Source organism: Streptomyces sp. NPDC003284, from assembly GCF_053589675.1.
The window spans coordinates 456,151-476,474 of the sequence record NZ_JBSFSI010000004.1 but is presented as its reverse complement, the minus strand read 5'-3'; the positions used below and the strand labels follow the sequence as shown (position 1 = coordinate 476,474).

At 74.6% G+C, this 20,324-nt stretch carries 16 protein-coding genes; 10 read left to right on the top strand and 6 right to left on the bottom strand.

Annotated features, from left to right (window positions below):
- Window positions 1–206: 206 nt before the first annotated feature.
- The gene (locus tag ACWDYF_RS12055; protein ID WP_381742127.1) at window positions 207–2,423 is read left to right on the top strand and encodes an MMPL family transporter; all 2,217 of its coding nucleotides are present in this window, start codon (window positions 207–209) and stop codon (window positions 2,421–2,423) included.
- A 73-nt stretch (window positions 2,424–2,496) separates the two neighbouring features.
- Here the strand turns inward: ACWDYF_RS12055 and ACWDYF_RS12050 are convergent, their stop codons facing one another.
- Entirely contained in the window at window positions 2,497–3,429 is a 933-nt protein-coding gene (locus tag ACWDYF_RS12050; RefSeq protein ID WP_389465315.1) for an SDR family oxidoreductase, read from the bottom strand.
- Between the two features lie 132 nt (window positions 3,430–3,561).
- Between ACWDYF_RS12050 and ACWDYF_RS12045 the strand changes: the two genes are divergently transcribed.
- The 4 genes from ACWDYF_RS12045 to ACWDYF_RS12030 all read left to right on the top strand — a co-directional run bounded on the left by ACWDYF_RS12045 (window position 3,562) and on the right by ACWDYF_RS12030 (window position 9,345).
- Complete coding sequence (locus ACWDYF_RS12045; RefSeq protein ID WP_389465318.1) at window positions 3,562–4,128, top strand: TetR/AcrR family transcriptional regulator; 567 nt, start codon at window positions 3,562–3,564, stop codon at window positions 4,126–4,128.
- A gap of 163 nt (window positions 4,129–4,291) precedes the next feature.
- Window positions 4,292–5,806, top strand: coding sequence for a hypothetical protein (locus ACWDYF_RS12040; protein WP_389465321.1), 1,515 nt, complete (start codon window positions 4,292–4,294; stop codon window positions 5,804–5,806).
- A gap of 123 nt (window positions 5,807–5,929) precedes the next feature.
- On the top strand, window positions 5,930–7,162 hold the full coding sequence (locus ACWDYF_RS12035) for an AAA family ATPase (protein WP_389465324.1): 1,233 nt from the start codon (window positions 5,930–5,932) through the stop codon (window positions 7,160–7,162).
- Window positions 7,163–8,139: 977 nt separating this feature from the next.
- A complete protein-coding gene (locus ACWDYF_RS12030) occupies window positions 8,140–9,345 on the top strand; it encodes a vWA domain-containing protein (RefSeq protein ID WP_389465705.1) in 1,206 nt (401 codons plus the stop codon).
- Between the two features lie 18 nt (window positions 9,346–9,363).
- Here the strand turns inward: ACWDYF_RS12030 and ACWDYF_RS12025 are convergent, their stop codons facing one another.
- The 3 genes from ACWDYF_RS12025 to ACWDYF_RS12015 form a co-directional block, all read right to left on the bottom strand.
- Window positions 9,364–10,077 carry an LmeA family phospholipid-binding protein gene (locus ACWDYF_RS12025; protein WP_389465327.1) on the bottom strand — a complete coding sequence of 238 codons (714 nt, stop codon included), beginning with the start codon at window positions 10,075–10,077 and terminating at the stop codon, window positions 9,364–9,366.
- 129 nt (window positions 10,078–10,206) lie between these two features.
- Complete coding sequence (gene proS / locus ACWDYF_RS12020) at window positions 10,207–11,619, bottom strand: proline--tRNA ligase (protein ID WP_381742138.1); 1,413 nt, start codon at window positions 11,617–11,619, stop codon at window positions 10,207–10,209.
- Between the two features lie 42 nt (window positions 11,620–11,661).
- Entirely contained in the window at window positions 11,662–13,176 is a 1,515-nt protein-coding gene (locus tag ACWDYF_RS12015; RefSeq protein WP_389465331.1) for an MFS transporter, read from the bottom strand.
- 75 nt (window positions 13,177–13,251) lie between these two features.
- On the opposite strand from ACWDYF_RS12015, the gene ACWDYF_RS12010 reads away from it, so the two are divergent.
- The 3 genes from ACWDYF_RS12010 (at window position 13,252) to ACWDYF_RS12000 (ending at window position 16,781) form a co-directional block, all read left to right on the top strand.
- Window positions 13,252–14,160, top strand: a complete 909-nt coding sequence (locus ACWDYF_RS12010; protein ID WP_389465333.1) for a LysR family transcriptional regulator — start codon at window positions 13,252–13,254, stop codon at window positions 14,158–14,160.
- Between the two features lie 253 nt (window positions 14,161–14,413).
- Complete coding sequence (locus ACWDYF_RS12005) at window positions 14,414–15,238, top strand: peptidoglycan-binding domain-containing protein (protein WP_389465336.1); 825 nt, start codon at window positions 14,414–14,416, stop codon at window positions 15,236–15,238.
- Window positions 15,239–15,377: 139 nt separating this feature from the next.
- Complete coding sequence (locus tag ACWDYF_RS12000) at window positions 15,378–16,781, top strand: choice-of-anchor A family protein (protein ID WP_389465338.1); 1,404 nt, start codon at window positions 15,378–15,380, stop codon at window positions 16,779–16,781.
- A gap of 106 nt (window positions 16,782–16,887) precedes the next feature.
- Here ACWDYF_RS12000 and ACWDYF_RS11995 read toward each other — a convergent pair whose 3' ends face one another.
- On the bottom strand, window positions 16,888–17,481 hold the full coding sequence (locus ACWDYF_RS11995; protein ID WP_389465341.1) for a GNAT family N-acetyltransferase: 594 nt from the start codon (window positions 17,479–17,481) through the stop codon (window positions 16,888–16,890).
- 144 nt (window positions 17,482–17,625) lie between these two features.
- Between ACWDYF_RS11995 and ACWDYF_RS11990 the strand changes: the two genes are divergently transcribed.
- Entirely contained in the window at window positions 17,626–18,447 is an 822-nt protein-coding gene (locus ACWDYF_RS11990; RefSeq protein WP_078509892.1) for a GntR family transcriptional regulator, read from the top strand.
- A gap of 28 nt (window positions 18,448–18,475) precedes the next feature.
- Window positions 18,476–19,243 carry a sulfite exporter TauE/SafE family protein gene (locus ACWDYF_RS11985; protein WP_389465349.1) on the top strand — a complete coding sequence of 256 codons (768 nt, stop codon included), beginning with the start codon at window positions 18,476–18,478 and terminating at the stop codon, window positions 19,241–19,243.
- Between the two features lie 227 nt (window positions 19,244–19,470).
- Here ACWDYF_RS11985 and ACWDYF_RS11980 read toward each other — a convergent pair whose 3' ends face one another.
- Window positions 19,471–20,313, bottom strand: coding sequence for a phosphoenolpyruvate hydrolase family protein (locus tag ACWDYF_RS11980; protein ID WP_018565367.1), 843 nt, complete (start codon window positions 20,311–20,313; stop codon window positions 19,471–19,473).
- Between the last annotated feature and the right edge of the window lie 11 nt (window positions 20,314–20,324).

Here is a 20,324-nt window from a genome sequence, read left to right as displayed (position 1 = left end):
CCGCGACAACGGCTGTTCCCGTGTCCGGAGTTGACGCGGTCCGGTCCCCAACGGGCCTGCTTCGGCGGCTTCGGCGGGCGGTCACTACCATCGGGCTCAAGACAACAGTTCGACCGGAGCGCCACGGCGAGTGCCGGTCGGGGTCGCCGATGCCAGGGACCGCTCCCCGGGCTGCGGTGATCTTCCTACCCAGGAGGACCTCCCGCATGTTCCGACGCATTGGGAACATGGTCGTCCGACATCCCGTCTGGACGATCGTGGCGTGGCTGTTCGCCGCGGTGGCCATCGTCGCCACCGCTCCCAGCCTGCCCTCGAACAGTGACGAGAGCAGCTTTCTGCCCAAGAGTTATGAGTCGATCAAGGCGGCGGACCTCCAGGAGAGGGCGTTCCCCAGCGCCTTCACCCCGTCCGCCATCGCGCTGTACCAGCGCTCCGACGGCGGCACGCTGACCGCCGCCGACCGCAAGGACGTCGACCGGATCACGTCCGAACTGGGCGAGCAGCACATCGACCAGGTGCAGAAGGTGGTGCCCGGCTCGCCCTCCAAGGACGGCAAGTACACCATGACGCTGGTCCAGATGGACAGCAAGAAGGCCGGTCAGCCCGAACAGAGCGCCGCCGCGAAGAAGTTGCGTGAGAAGGTCCGACAACTGACCAGGGGCACCCACCTGGAAGCCAAACTCGGCGGCTCCGCGGCACAGGCGCTCGACCAGGAGGACTCGTCCAAACGCGGGCAGGCACTGATCGGCATAGGCACCTTCGCGATCATCCTGGTGACCTTGCTGATCATCTTTCGGGCACCGATCCTGGCCGTCCTGCCCCTTGTCCTCATCGGCCTGGTGTCCGCCATCGCCAACGGCCTGATCGCCTACGCCACCAAGCTGTTCGGCCTCCAGGCCAACAGCTCCATCTCGTCGATCCTGATCGTCGTGCTCTTCGGCGTGGGCACGGACTACTTCCTGTTCCTGATGTTCCGCTACCGCGAACGCCTGCGCGCCGGTGACGAACCCAAACAGGCCATGATCAACGCGGTCGACCGGGTCGGCGAGGCCATCGCCTCGGCCGCCGGGGCGGTCATCATCGCCTTCCTCGCCCTGGTGCTGTCCACGCTGGGCTTCCTCAAGCAGATGGGCCCGGCGCTGGCCATCGCGGTCGCCGTCACCCTGGTCGCGGGCCTCACCCTGATACCCGCGGTGGTCTCGCTCATCGGCCCGAAGGTGTTCTGGCCGTCCAAGTCCTGGCAGCGCGAGCCGGACAACGCGCGCTTCGCCGCCCTCGGCCGAGGTGTGCGGCGCCGTCCGGCCCTGACCGCCGCCGTCTCCGGCCTCGTCCTGGTCGCGCTGTCGCTGGGCGCGCTCGGCTTCAAGGCCACCTTCGACCTGGCGTCGGGCTCGATGCCCAAGACCAAGGAGTCCATGGTCGTCCAGGACGAGTTGCAGAAGGCGTACTCGGCGGGCGCCGCCGCGCCCACCGACGTCTACCTCTCCAGCACCCGCGGCGAGCCCCTGGACAAGGCAGCCTTCGGCGCGTACGCGAAGAAGCTCGGGGCCGTGGACGGTGTCGCCGAGGCCCGGCTGAACCAGGTGAGCAAGGACGGCACCACCGCCGACTTCACCGTCACCCTGAAGTACGAGGCGTCCACGGAGCAGGCGATCGACGCCGTGGGCGAGGTCCGCGACGTCGCGCACGCGGACGCCCCGGACGGCACCGAGGCACTCGTCGGCGGCATGTCCTCGATCTTCAAGGACATCAACACCGCGGTGAACCACGACTACCGCACGGTCTTCCCCGTGGCCGCCGTACTCATCATGATCATCCTGGGCCTGCTGCTGCGCAGCCTGGTCGCGCCCTGGTACCTGATGGCCTCGGTGGGGCTGGGCTTCGGCGCCACCCTCGGCGCCACCGTCTGGATCTTCCAGGGCGGGCAGGGCCATCCGGGGCTGATGTTCATGCTCCCGGTGATCATGTATCTGTTCGTGGTCGCCATCGGCACCGACTACAACATCCTCATGATCGCCCGGCTCCGCGAGGAGGCCCGGGAGGGCCGCGACCCGCGCGAGGCGGCCGGGATGGCCCTGCGGTACGCCGGGCCGACCGTGGCGGCGGCCGGATTCATCCTGGCGGCGACCTTCGCCACCATGATGCTCGCGGGCAACTCCCTGCTCACGGAGATGGGCTTCGCCGTCTCCTTCGGCATCGTGATCGCCGCCTTCGTCATGGCGATGTTCTTCACCCCGAGCCTCACCGCGCTGATCGGCCACGCGGCGTGGTGGCCGGGCCACGGCGACCGGGCGGTGGCCCCGGCCGGTGCCTCCCCGCTCCCGGGCCCGCACGCGGCCGGGACCGGCGGTGGCGGTACGGGTTCCGGGCCCGGCCACGAGCCGGACCGGGCCGCGGAGGACTCACAGGGACGGCGCGGCTGAGCCGTCCCCGACGCCCGGGGCGCCTCGCGCGAGAGTGGTTCACCACCTCGTGCGGGGCGCCCTTCGCGTGTGCTCAGACCGATGTGACCGCGGTGGCCTGGGCGGTGAAGTAGTGGCCCTCCTCCAGGTCGGCGAGCAGGCCCGGCCGCACCGGCTCCCAGCCGAGCAGCTCGCGGGTCAGCCCGCTGGAGGCCGGGATGTCCTGGGCCAGCATCCCGGCCAGCCAGCCGAAGTGCCCGCCCGCGTCCTCGGGCGCCACGGAGGCCACCGGCACGCCGAGATGGCGGCCGATCACCTCGGCGACGTCGCGGAGCGCGACGCCCTCCTCGGCGGCGCCGTGCAGCACCGAACCGGCGGGGGCCCCTTCGGCGGCCAGCCGGAACAGCCGGGCGGCGTCCAGCCGGTGCACGGCCGGCCAGCGGTTGCCGCCGTCGCCGACGTAGCCGGACACGCCCCGGGCGCGGGCGGTCGCCGTCAGGGCCGCGACGAACCCGTGGTCCCCGGCGCCGTGGCAGGTCGGCGAGAGCCGCACCACGGACGCGCGCACCCCGCGGTCGGCCAGGGCGAGGACCGCCTCGGCGGTGACCGCCCGCATCGAGAGCGGCGAGCTGTCGGTGACGGGCCGGTCCTGCTCGGTCGCCGTCCGGCCGAGCGAGAGACCGGCCAGACCGGAGGCGAGGACGAAGGGGCGGCCGGTCCCGGCGAGCACCTCGCCGAACACGTCCACGGCGCGCCGGTCGGCCTCGGCGGCGCCCTTGAAGTCGCCGGAGAAGGCGATGTCGTGCTTGAAGGCGAGATGGATCACGCCGTCCGCCGCGGCCGCCGCGTCCCGCAGTACGCCGAGGTCGTCGACGGTGCCGCGGACGACCTCCGCACCGGCCGCGGTGAGCGCGGCGGCGGACGCGTCGGAGCGCGCGAGCCCGGTCACCCGGTGGCCCGCGTCGAGGAGTTCGGGGACGACGGCGGAACCGATCCAGCCGGAGGCGCCGGTGACGAAGATGCGCATGGGAAAGACCTCAGACCCTGTCGATGTCGATGTCGATGTTGGTGTTGGTGTTGGTGTCGGTTGTTGATGTCAGTGACTGTCATCGACGGTAGCACCTGATGTCAGTGACTGCCATCGCGTAGGATCCGGGGCATGGGCAGATGGGAGCCGAACACGCGGGAGCGCCTGGCCGAGGCGGCGCTGGAGCTGTACGGCGAGCGCGGGTACGAGCAGACCACCGTGGCGGAGATCGCCGGACGGGCCGGGCTGACCGAGCGGACCTTCTTCCGGCACTACGGCGACAAGCGCGAGGTGCTGTTCGCCGGTTCCGGCGAGCTGGAGGACCTGTTCGCGCGGGCGGTCGCCGGTGCCCCGGAGTCCGCCGCGCCGCTCGACGCGGTGGGTGCGGGGCTCGACGCGGTCGGCGCGTCCTTCGCCGGACGGCGCGACTTCGCGCGCGCCCGGCAGGCCGTGATCATGGCCAACGCGGAGCTGCGCGAGCGCGAGCTGGTCAAGCTCGCCGCCATCGCGGCCGCGCTCGCCCGCACCCTGCGCGGGCGCGGTGTCCCGGAGCCCGCCGCGAGCCTGGCCGCCGAGGCGGGCGTCGCCGTCTTCAAGGTCGGCTTCGAACGCTGGATCGGCCCCGGCGAGGAGCGCGCGATGCCGCCGCTGCTGCGCGAGGCGCTGGCCGAGCTGAGGGCGGTGGCCGCGCGGCCGTAGCGCTGCGGGGCGGGCGGCGGACCGTCCTGGCGGAGGGGTGGTGGACCGGGTGGACCGGTCGGCGATCGGGAGTGACAGGTTGTCACCGGCGTGGTTAGATGCCGGTGATGATGAACTTCTCCTCGTACGGATTGGGGGAATCGTTCGTGCAAGGTGAGTGCTGATGGCACTCCACCTCACGGACGGGATTCCTCCCCACCTGTCGATGTGGCGGCGCGTACGCGAGTACGCCGTGCCACCGTCCATGATCGAGACCGCGACCGCACGCCGTGCGGCGGGCGACTGGGCGGGGGCCTGTGCCGCCGCCCGGATCGACGTCGACCTCGATCTGCGCGCCGTGCGCCACCGCCACGGCACCGAAACCGCCACCCGCCTCCGGGCCGACCTGCGGCGCCTGGCGCCGGACCTGCTGCGCTGGCACCTGCCCCGGATCGTCCCGGACGGACGTCTGCGGCCCGGCCTCACCGTCGCCCTGGCCCGCTACCCCGGCTCCGGTCCCGGCGCCGCGCCACCGCAGTTGGTGGTGCGGACCCCGCCTGCCCGCGCGGACGCCGGACAGCGTGTCTCCCTCGCGCTGTGGGAGGGTTCGGCGACCGGCGACCCGTACCTGCTCCGGTATCCGCACCCGCATCCGCACCCGGACCGGCGGTTCCGGCTCGATCTGCACCGGCACCTCTGGGACGCCGCCCGCAGCGGCGAGCTGGCCCGGCGGAGCGGTGCCGACCGGCCGCCGTCCACGCCACCCCCCGCGGTCCTGCCCGACGGAGCCGCCGGGCCCGACTCCCCGTGGGCGGTGGCGAGATGGGCCGCGGAGGCGGAGCTGCTGCTGCGGGCCGAGGGGCGCCTGCGCGGGAGCTTCGCCGTACGGCTCGGAGCGCACCGCCGTGCCGTCCTCGAACTCGTCGCCCCCGACGACAGCCACGCCCCGGTGTTCCGGCCGCTGCGGGAGACCTTGCCGCCGCAGGAGGCCGCCGCGCTTCCGGTACTGCCGGAGGCGGCGGCCCGGGTCCTTCCCGACCTGGAGCTGCTGCGGGCCGGACTGACCACGCCCGACCGGCTGCACCCGCTGGTCGCGGCGGCCCTGGCACGGGCACCCGGCTGCCCCGCCCCGCCACCGCCACCGGCCCATGTGTCCGGTGCTGTGTCCGGTGCCCTCGCCGGGACCGGTGACCCGCACCGGGTGGAGTGCCGCGGGCAGGTGCACCGGATCGCGCTGCGGGACGGTGTGCTGACCGCGGTCGACCACGATCCGGAGCAACTGCGCCGCGAGGAACTGCTGATGGCGCTCGGCGGGCCGGGGCTGCCGTGTCTGCGCGCGATCGACGCGGTGCACCGCGACCCGGAGGCGCTGCCCGCCGTACGGGAGCGGCTCGGGCACGGGGACGTGGCCGGGGCGCTGGCGGTGGTCGAGGCGCTGCTCGGTCCGGCCGCGGTACTGCGCGACGGGCCGCTGCGGGACGCGCTGGAGTCGGCCGCGGCCCGCCGGGTCGACCACGGCCTGTTCCGGGCCGGTCTGGTCTCCCGGCACCTCGCCGTCCGCGCGGAGGCGGACCGGGACGGCCCGGAGACGGCGCGCCCCAGGCCGTCGCGCAGCCCGCGGGCCGACCGTCACACACCACCCGAACTGCGCCGCAAGCGCGGCAGCCGGAACAGGCCCCGGGCCGGCATGTTCGCCTGACCGGCCCGGCGCGCTTCGGCCTTCTCGCGGCCCGGACCTGGCTGCGCCATGCCCGCCCGCCGGTCCGCTTCCCTCTTCTCCCTCTTCTGCCTCTTCCCTCCTCCTTCCCTTCAGGTGATGCCCATGTCCGAACTGTCCCGACTCACCGTCGCCGCCGACCTGTTGTCCCTCCTGCGCACGACCACCACCGAACCGCGTCCCGACGAGCAGTTGGAGGCGCTGACCCTGGCGGTCGCGGCCGATCTGCCCGTACTGCTGTGGGGTGAGCCGGGCATCGGCAAGACGGCCGCCCTGACCCAGCTCGCCGACTCGCTCGGCCTGCCGCTGACGACGGTGATCGCCAGCGTCCACGAGCCGTCCGACTTCTCCGGACTGCCCATCGTGGGCGACGACCCGGCGGTCCAGGGCGTGCCGATGGCTCCGCCCCAGTGGGCCGTCGAACTGGTACGGGCCGGGCGGGGCCTGCTGTTCCTGGACGAACTCTCCACCGCCACCCCGGCGGTGCAGGCCGCGCTGCTGCGGGTCGTCCTGGAGCGCAGGGTCGGCGCGCTCCAACTGCCGCACGGGGTGCGGATCGTGGCGGCCGCGAATCCGCGCGCCTCGGCGGCGGACGGCTGGGAGCTGAGCCCGCCGCTGGCCAACCGGTTCGTGCATCTGTACTGGGTGCACGACCGGGACGTGGTGGTGCGCGGCCTCGGCGGGGTCTGGCCCCGGGCGGAGCTGCCCCGGCTCGACCCGCGGCGGCTGCCGGAGGCGGTGCGCTTCGCCCGGCGCGCGGTCTGCGGGTTCCTGGCGGCCCGGCCGACACTGATCCACCGGCTGCCCAGCACCGAGACACGGCGCGGCGGTGCGTGGCCCTCGCCCCGGAGCTGGGAGGCCGCGCTGACGCTGCTCGCCTTCGGCACCGCCGCCGATGTCTCCCGCGAGGTGCTGGCCCTGCTGGTGCGGGGCGCGGTCGGCGACGGTCCGGGGCTCGAACTCCTCGCCCATCTGGACCGGATGGACCTGCCCGATCCGGAGGCCCTGCTGGCCGCCCCGTCCCACGCCCAGCTGCCCGAGCGGGGCGATCTGCGGCAGGCGACGCTGGAGGCGGTGGTGGCCGCGGTCGGGGCGCGGCCGGAACGCGCGCGCTGGGAGGCGGCCTGGGCGGTGCTGGTCAGGGCGCTGGAGACCGGGGCGCCCGACCTGCTGGTCGCCCCGGCGACGGCGCTGGCCGCGCTGCGGCGCGACGACTGGGAGGTGCCGGACTCGGTGGACCGGCTGGCCGGGGTGATCGGCCTCGCCCGCCGCGCCGACAGCTCGGTCCGGCGGGCGGCCGCGGCCGGCGCCGGACACATCGCGGGGGCGGCCCGATGACGGCCCCCGCGCAGCGCCCCGCAGCACCCGGACACCCGAGCGAGCCCCCGCGCCCGGCTTCGCGTCCGGCGACTCCACCCCCGCAGCCGGGCCCGGCACCCGCCCCGGCGCCGCCGCCGACTCCGCGCCCGCAGCCGAACTCGACGCCCGGCCCGCAGCCGAACTCGGTGTCTGGCGCCCAGTCGCACTCGACGCCCGGCCCCCAGTCGCACTCGGTGCCTGGCCCGCAGTCGAGCCCGGCGCCCTGCCCGCGGTCGAGCCCGGTTCCGATCCCAACTCTGGGCCCGCAGCCAGAGCCGACGCCCTCTTCGTCCGCGCGCCCGCAGCCGGGCCCGGCTTCCCGGCCGGGTCCGGCCCAGGCCCCGGGTCCGCTGGACTCGGCCTCTCGCCCGGGGCTGCATCCCCAGCCGGGCTCGGCGTCCGGCCTGGAGCCGGGTTCGTCCCCTCGCCCGGCTCCGCAGCCGGACTCGGCCCTTCGCCCGGATCCATGCCCGGCCCTTGGCCCCCCGTCGGTTTCGGTGCCTCGTTCGACTTCGCGCCCCCAGCCGGGCCCGGCGCCCTGCCCGCGTTCGAGCCAGGCGCCGGGCCCGGCTCCCCGCCTGGGTCCGCGCCGGGCCCCGGATGCGCGTCCGGCCCCGGGCTCACAGGCGAGTTCGGCGCCCGGCCCGCAGGCGAGGCCGGTTCCGGGCCCGGCCCTGCGCCCGCAGCCGGGCCAGGTGTCCCGCCCGGGTCTGCGCCCTGCTCCGCGTCCGCTGGACCCGGACCCGGCCTCCCGCCCAGTTCCGCGCCCCCTGCCGCGTCCGGTGCGCGCCACCACGCCCGCCCCACCGGACACCACCACGGACACCACCACGGACACCACCACGGACACCACCACGGGCACCACCGCAACCACCGTCGCCTCCACCCGCATCCGCACTCGCACCACCACCGCCACCCCCACCCCCACCAGCAACGACCGACAACCACCCCTCGACATGGACAAGTTGCTGGCCGCCCGGCTGCACGCGGTGAAGGCGCGGCCGTATCTGGCCAGTGCGCTCTTCGCGCTGCATGTGGTGGCGGACCGGGCCGTGCCGACCATGGCGGTGGACGCGTACTGGCGCTGCTACGTCTCCCCGGCCTTCGTGGCGCTCATGCCCGTAGAGGAGCTGGCGGGCGTCTGGGTGCACGAGGTGTCCCATCTGCTCCGGGACCACCACGGACGGGGTGAGCGCCATGCGCGCGAGCACGAGGAGTACGGGCCGGGCGAGCGGCTGCGCCGCAACATCGCCGCCGACTTCGAGATCAACGACGACATCTACGGCGACGGTCTGCCGCTGCCCGCCGGGGCGGCCGTGCCGTCCCTGCTCCACCTGCCCGACGGGCTGCTGATGGAGGAGTATCTGCGGTCGGCGTCCCTGTCCGGGCTCCGCGCCGACCTGGCCTGGCTGGACTGCGGCAGCGGTGCCGACGGGCACGAACGGCCGTGGGAGCTGGGCCCGTACGGGGCGCACGGGCTGAGCAGGCAGCAGCGCGACGCCGTGCGCTTCCGGGTCGCGGAGGGCATCAAGGGACGTCCGGGTGACGCCCCGGAGGGCTGGCGGCGGTGGGCGGACGAGGCGTTCCATCCGCCGCAGCCCTGGCGGCAGTTGCTGGGCGCGGCGGTCCGCTCGGCGGCGGGCGCGCCGGGCGCGGGGGAGAACCACAGCTACCGTCGCCCGTCGCGGCGTTCGGCGGGGCTGCCCGACGTGGTGCTGCCGAGCCTGCGCCGCACACCGCCGCGGGTCTGCGTCGTGATCGACACCTCCGGCTCGGTGAGCGACGCCGAACTGGGCGGCGCGCTGCTGGAGGTGGCCGCCATCGCGCGGGCCGTGGGCGGGCGGCGCGACCTGGTGTCGGTGGTGTCCTGCGACGCGGCGGCCGGGATCGCCGTCCCGCTGTGCCGCGCCGAGAGCATGGAACTGATCGGCGGCGGGGGCACCGACCTGCGCTCCGGTTTCGAGCGGGCGCTGCGCGCGCGTCCGTCCCCGGACGTGATCGTCGCCCTGACGGACGGTCAGACGCCGTGGCCCTCGGCGCAGCCGCCCTGCCGCACCGTCGTCGGGCTCTTCCCCCGCTCCGGCCACGCCGTGAACGAGCGGGACCCCGACTACGTACCCGACACCCCGCCGCCCTGGGCGCGGGTCGTCACCATCGGCTGAGGGCGGCGGCGCCCCGGCTCACCGGCCGAAGCGCGACGAGCCCAGGTTCACCAGGTGGCCGACGAGGCTGATCTCCACGCCGTCGGCGGTGGAACGCGCCGCGGTGAAACCGACGTTCTCGGGCAGCCCGACGCGCCAGGAGGCGGTGGCCCGCGGGGTGCCGGGGACGCTCAGGCTGAACTCCGTGCCCTGGGCCAGCAGGGTCCCCGTGGTGTCCACGGGCGACCCGCCGGCCGTGCCGGTGACCTTGACGCGGGCCGCCTGGCCGTCCGACCCCGGCGCCTGCGCGAGCCGCACCTGCCCGCCCCCTCGGGTCAGCCGGCTCAGCGCGGCGGACAACTGCTCGTACGACAGGGTGAGGGTGCCGGTGACCAGGTTCGCCTCGGCGCCGCGCGCGGTCAGCGAGGTGAACTCGACATGGCGCATGTCGAGGTGGAGCCGGTCGACGGACAGATAGCCGCCCTGGGCGTTGTCGGTGGTGTCCACGGTGAACCCGCGGGCGTCCAGGGTGACATGGCCGAAGTCGCGGGCCGCCGCCTGGGTGAGGAACGGGAACCCGCCGATCGACACGTCCAGGTGGGCGTCGGTGCTGTTCCCGTAGGCGTACTTGCTCCGCGCGAGGTCCGCGACCTCCTTCTCCGCGTAGTGCACGGCGATCCGGTCGGCGGCCGTGAACAGGCCGGCCAGCACCACCACCGTGATCACCAGGACTTTCACCCAGCGACGTCGCATACCGAACTCCCCCGCGTTGTCCAGATGTTCGAGCAGGGATGCTAACCCGGTGCCCGGAGGGGCGGCGCACGGGGGCACGGTCGCGCCGTACGGCGGCCCGACGGTGCCGTACGGCGCGGGCGGGAGCCGTCAGTAGGCGCGTGCCACGACCGCCACGTTCCCCGGCTGGTCGTCGCGCTCGGGGACCGAGCCGTCCGCGCCGACCAGGCAGCGCACGGTCACGCCCTGTTCGGCGAGCCGGGCCTCGCCCTCCGGACCCAGCACGTCCCAGGGGATGCGCGCCCAGCCGGTGGCCGCTGCCTCCACGGCCTCCGCGACCGTCGTCACCTCGGCGGTGCGCCGGGCCCGCCGCTCGCGGGACTCGGCCAGCAGCAGCGCCTGGTCCTCGGTGAGCGCCCGGGGCACCAGTTCCGTCAGCGCCCCGATGGCGACCGGCTCCTTGCCGCCCGCGATGCGCCGCACCAGTACGGCACTGCCCTGGGCCAGGTCGCGCGGGCCGACCTCGATGCGCACCGGCACCCCCTTCAGCTCCCAGTCGACGGCACGGCGGCCGAACGGGGTGTCCACGCGGTCGTCCACGTGCACGCGCACCCCGGCTGCCCGGAGCCGTTCGCCGATCGCGCGCACCTCGGCGAGCACCGCCTCGTCGTCCTTGACGGCGAGGACCACCGCCTGCACCGGGGCGAGGCGGGGCGGTACGCGCAGCCCGTCGTCGTCCCCGTGCGTCATCACCAGCGCGCCGATCATCCGGGTCGTGGAGCCCCACGACGTCTGCCAGACGTACTCCTGGGTGCCGTCCTTCGACAGGTACCGGGTGTGGAACGCCTTGGCGAAGTTCTGGCCCAGTTCATGGCTGGTGGCCAGCTGGAGGGCCTTGCCGTCGCCCATCATGCCTTCCAGGGTCAGCGTGTTGACCGCTCCGGCGAACCGTTCCCGGGCCGTCTTGCGTCCCGGTACGGTGTCCATGGCGAGGACGTTCTCCATGAAGTCGGCGTACACCTCGCGGTGGATGCGCGCGGCATAGGCGCGGGCGTCCTCGTAGGTGGCGTGGGCGGTGTGCCCCTCCTGCCACAGGAACTCCGTCGTGCGCAGGAACACACGCGGCCGCAGCTCCCAACGCACCACGTTCGCCCACTGGTTGATGAGCAGGGGCAGATCGCGGTAGCTCTGCACCCACTTGGAGAAGTAGTCGTTGACGATCGTCTCCGAGGTGGGGCGGACGACGACGGGCTCCTCCAGTTCCTTGCCGCCCGCGTGCGTGACGACGGCCAGCTCGGGCGCGAAGCCCTCGACGTGCTCGGCCTCCTTCGTCAGGTACGACTGGGGGATGAAGAGCGGGAAGTAGGCGTTGGCGGCGCCCGCCTCCTTGATGCGGGCGTCCATCTCCTGCTGCATCCGCTCCCACAGCCCGTACCCGTACGGTCGGACGACCATGGTGCCGCGCACCGGTCCGTTGTCCGCCAGCTCGGCCTTGCCGACCAGGTCCTGGTACCAGCGGGGGAAGTCGTCCGCCCGGGGAGTGAGCACGGGTGCCTTTGCCATGGCGCGCAGGCTACGGTCCGGCCGGGCGTCCGCGCCAACCGATTACGCGGACCTCCGGCGCGACAGCAGCGACTGCCCGACGACCAGGACGCCGAGGACGAGCACGGCCGCGCCGATCACCCGCAGCCCGGTCTGCGCCCCCGACACGAACGCGGCGACCACCTCGGGCGCACGGGCGGCCGGGGCGGCGGCGAGCGCCTGCGCCACGGTGTGCGGATCACCGGCGGCGCGGATGTCGGCAGGCAGCGCGGCGGCGAACCGGGAGGTCAGCACCGTACCGATGACCGCGACGCCCAGCGCGCTGCCGAACTCGCGGGTGGTGGCCTGGAGCCCGGCGCCGACGCCCGCCTGGGCCGGCGGGAGCGAGCCCGCTATGGCTCCGGAGAGGGTGGGCAGCGCCAGCGCCACCCCGGCGCCGGTCACCATCAGCCAGGCCGCGTAGGCGGCGTACGGCGTGCCGGAGCCGGTCAGGGACAGGCCGAGCAGCCCGCAGCCGGTGAAGGCGAAGGCCAGCGCGGTGGTGGTGTCGAGGCCGATGCGCGCCGACAGCTTCCCGGCGTGCCGGGCGCCGAACATGAGCGGAAGGGTCAGCGGGATGATCCCGAGGCCGGTCAGGACCACGCCGAAGCCCTTGCCGTACTGGAGGAACGAGGCGTTGACGTAGAACAGCGCGAACATGCCGAAGAAGATCGCCGTCATGCCGAGGCAGGCGCCGCGCAGGCCCGGCAGCCGGAACAGCCGCGGGTCGAGCAGCGGGTGGGCCGTCTTCAGTTCGACGAGCGTCCAGGCGGCGAAGAGCACGGCCGAACCGGCGAAGCCGCCGACGACGAGCGGGCTGCCCCAGCCCGTCTCCGGGCCCTGCACGATGCCGATCAGCAGCGCCACGGACGCCGCGACGAGCAGCACCGTGCCGGGCAGGTCGAGACGGCGGTCGTGGCGCGGTGTCACCGGCGCGATCCGGGCCACCAGCGCGGCCAGCACCAGGCAGACCGGCACGGCGGCGACGAACAGCCACCGCCAGGAGCCGCCCGACAGGACGGCACCGCCGCCGACATTGCCGACGACCCCGCCGATGCCCGTCATCGACGCCCAGGTCGCGATGGTCGCGCCCCGGCGTTCGGCGGGCACGGCGTGCAGCAGCACCGCCAGGGTGTTGGGGAGCACGGCGGCGGCGCCGACACCGGTGAGGGCCCGGCCCGCGAGCAGCACCGGCACGTCCGGCGCGGCCGCCGACAGCAGGGCGCCCGCCGCGAACAGCAGCAGGCCGCTCAGCAGGACGCCCTTGCGGCCGAGCCGGTCGCCCGCCGCGCCCCCGGGGATCACCAGACAGGCGAAGAAGATCACATAGGTGTCGACGATCCAGACCAGGACCGGCGCGGAGGGATGCAGCGCGCTCGCGGCCAGCAGCGGCACGGCGAGGTTGATCGCGGCGACCATCCCGACGACGAGCACGACGCAGGCGCAGACGACCGCCGTCAGACCGCGCCGCGGGACCGGGTCCGGCGGCCGGGGGACGGAGGCGGGAGCACGGGCGGGGAGCAGGGTGTTGAATCGCATGCCCTCGACGGTAGGAATCCTGTGGACCATCGCGCCACGCAACTTCGGCAAGGCACCCTTGCGTACGATGCAAGGATGACGGCGCCCGCACCCGGTCCTCTCGACCTCAACCTGCTGCGCGTGTTCGACGCGCTGCTCCAGGACAGCAGCGTCACGGCCGCCGCCGAGCGCCTGCACCTGTCCGTCCCGGCGACCAGCCGGGCGCTGGGCCGGCTGCGGCGGGCGATGGGCGACCCGATCCTGGTGCGCGCGGGCCGGGGCATGGCGCCGACCCCGTTCGCGCTGCGCACCGCGCCCCGGGTGCGGTCGCTGCTGGAGGAGGCGTCCGCCCTGATCAGCGCCGACCGTGAGATCAGCGTCGCCGACCTGCGGCGCACCTTCACCGTCCGTATCAACGACGGCGTCGCCGCGACCCTGGCGACCACGGCGGTCGAGGCCGTCGCCGCCGCGGCCCCCGGCGTGACCCTGCGCTTCGTCGCCGAGGGCAGCGAGAGCGTCGAGGCCCTGCGCGACGGCTCCGTCGACCTGGACATCGGCGTCGGCGACCTCGACGCACCCGACATCCGCACCGCCCCGCTCTACCGGGAACGGCTGGTCGGCATCGTCGGCGCGAACAGCCCGCTGGCCCGGCACCGGCGCCCGGCACTGGCCGAGCTGTGCCGCCACCCGCATGTGTCGGCCTCCCGGCGCGGACGCGCCCGCGGACCGCTCGACGACGCCCTCGAAGCGGCCGGTCTGCGGCGCCATGTCGCCGCCGTCGTGCCCACCTTCGCCCTCGCCGCCCTCCTGGTCGCCTCCGGCGAGCACGTCGGACTCGTCCCGCGGCGCCTGGCCGAGCGGTACGCCACCGCGCTCGGCCTGCGCTGGTTCCCCGTCCCCGCGCCGCTGCCGGAACTGGAGGTGCGGCTGCTCTGGCACGCCCGCCTCGACGCCGACCCGGCCCAGCGCTGGCTGCGCGACACGATCCGCGCCGCGCTCGCCTGACCGCCGGTGCCCGCCGTGCCGGGGCGCCCGGCAGGCCGGACACGCGGCCGCCGACAGTGACTTGGGTCACAGATTAAGAGCCCTTAAGGGGCAAGATCACAGCATGGGCGTTATCTGGTGAACTGCCCCAGTTGACGCCCGGTTTGAGTGTCGGTCAAGCTTTTGCCGTCGCGGACCCCCCACCTCCTTTCCGGGCCGCTCCTCCTTCCGGTATTTCTCTGCGGAGCATCATGTCTAAGGAGTCCGATAACCAGTGGAATCCACTTCCGGAAACGGTGTCTTCGGAAAGGTATCCGCGCCCGCGACGTCCTGGCAGGGACCGAGAGAACAGGACATAGAACTCTTCGACTCCACGGTGAAGCTGCCGAGAATATCCGCGCCCGGCCGCCGCCCGGCCGCGCACGCCGCCGGCCGCGCCCGGCACCGCTCGGCCACCACGGGCGGCGCGCGTACGCGGGCCGCCAGGGCGAAGGACCCCTCGCACAGCCTGACCCTCGCCCTGACCCTGATGGTCGGCCTCAGCGCCGCGCTGACCGTCTATCTGATCGGCGGCCGGACCGGGGAACCGCGCGCCGACCGGCCGCCGGTCCCCCCGGTGCTCCCCGCCAGCGAGCCGCCCGCCGAACCGTCCGGCGCCCCGCACCCGTCCACGACGGCGCCGCCGCCGCCGACGACGGCGGCGTCCAGCGCCTCCGCGCCCGCGCACACCCCGGCGGCCGGGACCTCGACGGCCGCCACCGGTCCGGCCGGCGGCCGCCCCGCCATCGCCTCCGGCACCCCGGCGCGGGAGCACCGCCCGCCCCAGGCACCGCCGCCCAGCGCCCGGCACTCGCCGCACTCCCGCCACGAGGGGAACCACTTCCCGGACACCGTCGCCGTCGGCAGCAGCGGGCCGCTGGTCGCGGACCTCCAGCAGCGGCTCCAGCGGCTCGGGCTCTATCTGGGATCGGCCGACGGCTATTTCGACACCTCCCTCGAAACGGCCCTGCTGCGCTATCAGAAGGCCCGGAACATCCCTCAGGAAAACGGCGCCTACGGCCCGTTGACACGTGCCGTCCTCACGGCAGAGACGGAATGACCCGGGAATTCCCGGAACGGCACACAGCGACCTCACCCACGCGACACCTCACCCACGCGACACCTCACCCGCGCGGTACGACACCCGTGCAGTACAGCGCCACCCGCACAACAGCACCATCTGTGAAAGGACCACAGCGATGAAGAGAGCCGCGAGAATCGGAACGCGCGCGACCGGCGCCCTGTCCCTGAGTCTCCTTCTCGGCCTGAACGGCGCCGCCCTCGCCCAGGCCGCGCCCGCGAACGGCCCCTCGGCCGCGTGCCCGAACCCCGGCGAGGTGCCCGGCATCGGCCACGAACCGCTCTTCACGGACAGCAACGTCGCCCTCTTCGCCGGCGGCGACTACACCGTCGACGGCTCCTCGGCCGAGGCGGAGGGACTCCTCGTCGTCAAGGGGAAGGCGACCTTCGCCAAGAGCGCCGGGGGCGTCTTCAACGTCGGCCGCGTGGGCGCCGGTTCCGGCATCCTGCCCCCGTCCGGCTCCGTGATGCTCGCCGTCGGCGGCGACCTCACCGTGGCCAAGGGCACCACGGTCGACGTCGGCCACGGCCTGACGGCGGGCCCCGGCTACGGCGGCGCCGTCCGGGTCGGCGGCACCATCGACGAGAAGGGCAACCTGGAGACGAACGGCGGTGCCCGCTCCGCCGGACTGGGCGCCGAGGCCGCCCTCACGCCGTACGACACCTTCGACGCGACCCTCGCCCACGAGTCGTCCTCGCTCGGCGCGCTCAAGACCACCGGCACGGCGGTGCGGTCGGGCGACACCGTCACCTTCAGGAGCACCGGCACCGGCACCGGGCAGGGCTCCCTCCAGGTCTTCGACATCGATGCCGCGGCCCTCGACGGCGCGTCCTCCTTCGTGTTCCAGGCGATCCCCGAGAAGTCGTCCGTGGTGGTCAATGTCACCGGCGACCACACGGTGTCCGTCGCGCCGCTGAGCGTCGCCTTCAACGGCGAGCGCGCCGACGACTACGCCTCCCCGGCGTTCGGCGACGTGGCCGCGCGGGTGCTCTACAACTTCGAGAAGACGCCCTCCGTCACACTCGGCGGCGGCGGCAACTTCATGGGCTCCCTGCTCGCCCCGCACGCCTCGGCCGACCTCACCGCCAGCACCAACGGCCGGGTCTACATCGGCAAGGACATCCACACGCACGGCACGGGCAACGAGAGCCACAACTACCCGTGGACCGGCTCCACGGTCTTCACCTGCAAGCCCACCCCCGACCAGCCGGTCCCGCCCACCCCCAGCACCCCGGCGTCCGGCACGCCCTCCCAGTCGGCGCCCCCGGCCTCCACCCCCGCCACGCCGAGCGCCACGCCGTCGCAGCCCGAGCAGCCCGGCCCGACGCCGTCCGGCTCGGACTCCGCCCACCCGGCGCCCACCCCGAGCGACGCGCCCCCGGCGACGACCGGCGGCGGCGGTGACGGCTCCCTCGCCCACACCGGCGCCCAGGTCGCCCCGTACCTGATCGCCGCGGCCGTCGCGGCGGCCATCGGCACGGGCCTGCTCATCCTCACCCGCCGTCGCCGCCGCTCGTCCTGACCGGCACCGACCGACCGGAGGGCCCCGCGCCACGCGTGCGCGGGGCCCTCGTCGGCGTACCTCCGGGGACCCGGCGGCTCCCGGCGCCGCTCCTCGCGGGAGGTTCTCAGCCTGCCGTGTCCGCCACGTTCGCCGTGTTCGTTACGTTCGTTCCGTCCGCCGTGTCCGTCGCGTCGTACGCGGCCCGGTCGAGGGAGTGGATCCGCAGCGTGCGCCCGCTGTCCGGGGACGTCAGGGTCCGGTGCAGGCACAGGCCGAGCTTGGCCGCGACACGCTCGGAGGCGGTGTTGCCGAGCTGGATGACGCTGACGATCTCCGCCAGGCCGCGGTCGCGGAAGCCGAACCGCAGGGCGGCGCGGGCCGCCTCGGTGGCCAGGCCCCGGCCCCACGCGCGCCGCCCCAGACGCCACCCCACCTCGACCGCGGGCAGCAGCTCGGGCAGGTACTCCGGGACGGCCAGACCGGTGAACCCGGCCAGTTCGCCGGTGGCCCGCACCTCGACGGCGAACAGACCGAAGCCGTGTGTCTCCCAGTGCCGCTCCCAGGTCCCGATGTCGGCCCGGGTGCGCTCCTCGTCGCGGGTGGCTCCGTCGCGGATGAAGCGCATCACCTCGGGGTCGGCGTTGACGGCCGCCATCGGCGCCACGTCGTCCTCGCGCCAGCGGCGCAGGATCAGTCGTGCTGTCTCGATCGTGGTCATCCGCCGATCCTCTCCGCGGGCGCCGCCCCGCGCCAGGCCCGGCGGAGGCCGCGACCGCCCGACGAAAGCCGCTGGTCAGGGAAGTGCCCAGGTCAGGTGGGGTGGCGTAACTCCGGCGTAACGCGGGATCGCTACGGTGCGGGCATGAGCGGAGCCGAGGAGGACAGCGGACCGGGGCGTGCCCCGGCACCGGCGGCCGGGCGGCGGATCCCCGCGGAGTGGGTGTCGTCGAGGCCGCGCGCCGAGCGGGCGCGGCAGGTGGCGGACGTACTGCGGCAGCGGATCACGAGCGGCGCCCGCACCGGGGACGTACTGCCCGACGAACGCACCCTGGGCGCGCAGCTCGGCGCCTCCCGCAACGCGGTGCGCGAGGCGCTCGCGCTGCTGCGCGACGAGGGGCTGGTCAGTCGGCGGCGCGGGGTGGGGACCGTGGTCGAGACACCCAAGTACGGGCACGGACTCGACCGCCTCGCCGGGCTCGCCGAGACGCTGACCGGCCACGGCACCGTGACCAACGAGGTCCGTTCGGCCGGGCTGCTGGCCGCGCCGCCGGACGCGATCACCGAACGTCTCGAACTGCCCCCGGGCGCGCCCGTGGTGTGCGTCGAGCGGCTGCGCCGCCTCGACGGGCTGCCGCTGTCGCTCGACACCAGCTATCTGCCCGCCGGGATCGGACGCCGGGTGCTCGACGGCGACCTCGCGGGCCGGGACGTCTTCGCCCTGATCGAGGAGGCCACCGGCTGCCTGCTGGGCCGCGCCGAGCTGGCCGTGCACGCGGTGAACGCCGATCCGGGCACCGCCGGACTGCTGCAAGTCCCCGCCGGATCGGCAGTGTTCGCCATCGAGCGGCTCACCCGGCTGGCCGACGGGCGCCCGGTGGACGCGGAGTCGCTGCGGATCCGCGCCGACCGGATGACCCTGCACGCCACCGTGCACCGCAACCGCGCACCGGCGGCGGATCGTTGAGCGGGGCGGCGCGGGAGGAGGGACGCCGATGACCGGGCTGCCGCTGCCGGTGCTCGCCGCGCTGGCGGCGGTGGGCTTCGCGGGCGGGGTCGGCATCACCGCGCTCGGGCCGGGCGGAGTACTGCCCACGATCGGGCTGTTCGCCCTCACCGGCCTGCCCCCGGCCCAGGTCGCGGGCACCGCCCTCGTCACCCATGTCGCCACCGGTGCGCTGGCCACCGCCGCCTACACCCGCTCGGGGCAGCTCCGGTCGCCCGGCACCCGCCGTACGGCACTGCTCCTGGCGGCCACCGCCGTGGTCGGCACGCCGGTCGGGGTGCTGCTCAACACGGCTGTCTCCGCACGGGCGTTCGGCCTGGTGCTGGCCGTCCTCGTGGCGACGGCCGCCGTACTGGTGCGGGTCCGCGACCGGCGGCGCCCCCCGGAGACGGGCCCGGCCCACCCGTCCACGGCGGTCGTCACCGGCCTCGGCCTCGGGGTCTCCGCCGCGAGCGGCCTGGTGGGGATCGGCGGCCCCATGCTCACCGTCCCGCTGCTGGTCGCCCTCGGCGCCCCCGTCCTGGAGGCACTGGCCGCCGCCCAGGCCCAGTCGGTCGTCATCGCCACGGTCGGCACCTTCGGCTACGTCGCCCACGGCGCCGTCGACTGGCCCCTGGCCGCCCTGGTCGGCGTCCCCGAGCTGGCCGGGGTCCTGCTGGGCTGGCGGATCGCCCACGCCCTCCCCGCCCGCCACCTGAAGACCGCCCTCGTCCTCACCCTGCTGGCCCTGGCCCCCTACCTCGCCCTGCACGGCTGACCAGCCCGGCCCGGGACCCCAGCCGCGACCGGCGGACCGGGCACCGGACCGGCGGAGCGCCGCGCACGGCACGCCAGTATGTCTCCGGCCGCGCGGTCCACCGCGAGGTCACCGCGGAAGACGGCCGCCCGCGACCCGCCCGCCGTCCCCCCCCGCCCGCCGATCTCCGGATCCGCCTTCGAGCCGCCCCCTGCGGCCGCGGCCGTGGCCCGGCCCCGCGCCGCCGCTCAGGCGCCGGGCGAACCGTCCGGCAGGGTGACCGCCTTGAACGCCTCGGTCTGCCGCCGGATGCCCGTCTCCGTGGGCAGCCTCTCGATGGAGCTGGCGCCGAAGAACCCGACGACGCCCCGCGTGCGCGACAGCACGTACTGCGCGTCCCCGGGTTCGGCGATCGGCCCGCCGTGGCACAGGACCATGACGTCCGGATTGACCGCGACCGCCGCGTCCCGCATCGCCTGGATCCGCTCGACGCACTCGTCCAGGGTGAGCGCGGTGGCCGCGCCGATGCTGCCCTTGGTGGTCAGGCCCAGATGCGGCACCAGGACGTCCGCACCGGCCTCGGCCATGGCGACCGCCTGGTCCGGGTCGAAGACGTACGGCGCCGTCAGCAGGTCCCGCTCGTGCGCGGCGGCGATCATCTCGACCTCCAGACCGAAGCCCATGCCGGTCTCCTCCAGGTTCTGCCGGAAGACACCGTCGATCAGACCCACCGTCGGGAAGTTCTGCACCCCGGCGAACCCGGTCTCCTTCAGCCGGTCCAGGAAGCGCCCCATCACCCGGAACGGGTCGGTCCCGTTGACCCCCGCGAGCACCGGGGTGTCCCGCACCACCGGCAGCACCTCGTCGGCCATCTCCAGCACGATCGCGTTCGCGTCGCCGTACGCCAGCAGGCCCGCGAGGGAGCCCCGGCCGGCCATGCGGTAGCGCCCCGAGTTGTAGATGATCAGCAGGTCGATGCCGCCCGCCTCGGCGGACTTGGCGGAGATGCCGGTACCGGCGCCGCCGCCGATCACCGGCCGGCCGGACGCCACCGTCGCCCTCAGCCGCCGCAGAGCCGTCTGCCGGTCCATGGTGTCGCTCC

Excerpts from the sequence above, each read along its gene's own strand:
- ACWDYF_RS11985 (WP_389465349.1), top strand. The coding sequence starts at position 18,476 with ATGACCGGGCTGCCGCTGCCGGTGCTCGCCGCGCTGGCGGCGGTGGGC.
- proS (WP_381742138.1), bottom strand. The coding sequence starts at position 11,619 with ATGGCAAAGGCACCCGTGCTCACTCCCCGGGCGGACGACTTCCCCCGC.
- ACWDYF_RS12030 (WP_389465705.1), top strand. The coding sequence starts at position 8,140 with ATGGACAAGTTGCTGGCCGCCCGGCTGCACGCGGTGAAGGCGCGGCCG.
- ACWDYF_RS12045 (WP_389465318.1), top strand. The coding sequence starts at position 3,562 with ATGGGCAGATGGGAGCCGAACACGCGGGAGCGCCTGGCCGAGGCGGCG.
- ACWDYF_RS12035 (WP_389465324.1), top strand. The coding sequence starts at position 5,930 with ATGTCCGAACTGTCCCGACTCACCGTCGCCGCCGACCTGTTGTCCCTC.
- ACWDYF_RS12015 (WP_389465331.1), bottom strand. The coding sequence starts at position 13,176 with ATGCGATTCAACACCCTGCTCCCCGCCCGTGCTCCCGCCTCCGTCCCC.
- ACWDYF_RS11995 (WP_389465341.1), bottom strand. The coding sequence starts at position 17,481 with ATGACCACGATCGAGACAGCACGACTGATCCTGCGCCGCTGGCGCGAG.
- ACWDYF_RS12010 (WP_389465333.1), top strand. The coding sequence starts at position 13,252 with ATGACGGCGCCCGCACCCGGTCCTCTCGACCTCAACCTGCTGCGCGTG.
- ACWDYF_RS11990 (WP_078509892.1), top strand. The coding sequence starts at position 17,626 with ATGAGCGGAGCCGAGGAGGACAGCGGACCGGGGCGTGCCCCGGCACCG.
- ACWDYF_RS12040 (WP_389465321.1), top strand. The coding sequence starts at position 4,292 with ATGGCACTCCACCTCACGGACGGGATTCCTCCCCACCTGTCGATGTGG.
- ACWDYF_RS12025 (WP_389465327.1), bottom strand. The coding sequence starts at position 10,077 with ATGCGACGTCGCTGGGTGAAAGTCCTGGTGATCACGGTGGTGGTGCTG.
- ACWDYF_RS12050 (WP_389465315.1), bottom strand. The coding sequence starts at position 3,429 with ATGCGCATCTTCGTCACCGGCGCCTCCGGCTGGATCGGTTCCGCCGTC.
- ACWDYF_RS12055 (WP_381742127.1), top strand. The coding sequence starts at position 207 with ATGTTCCGACGCATTGGGAACATGGTCGTCCGACATCCCGTCTGGACG.
- ACWDYF_RS11980 (WP_018565367.1), bottom strand. The coding sequence starts at position 20,313 with ATGGACCGGCAGACGGCTCTGCGGCGGCTGAGGGCGACGGTGGCGTCC.
- ACWDYF_RS12000 (WP_389465338.1), top strand. The coding sequence starts at position 15,378 with ATGAAGAGAGCCGCGAGAATCGGAACGCGCGCGACCGGCGCCCTGTCC.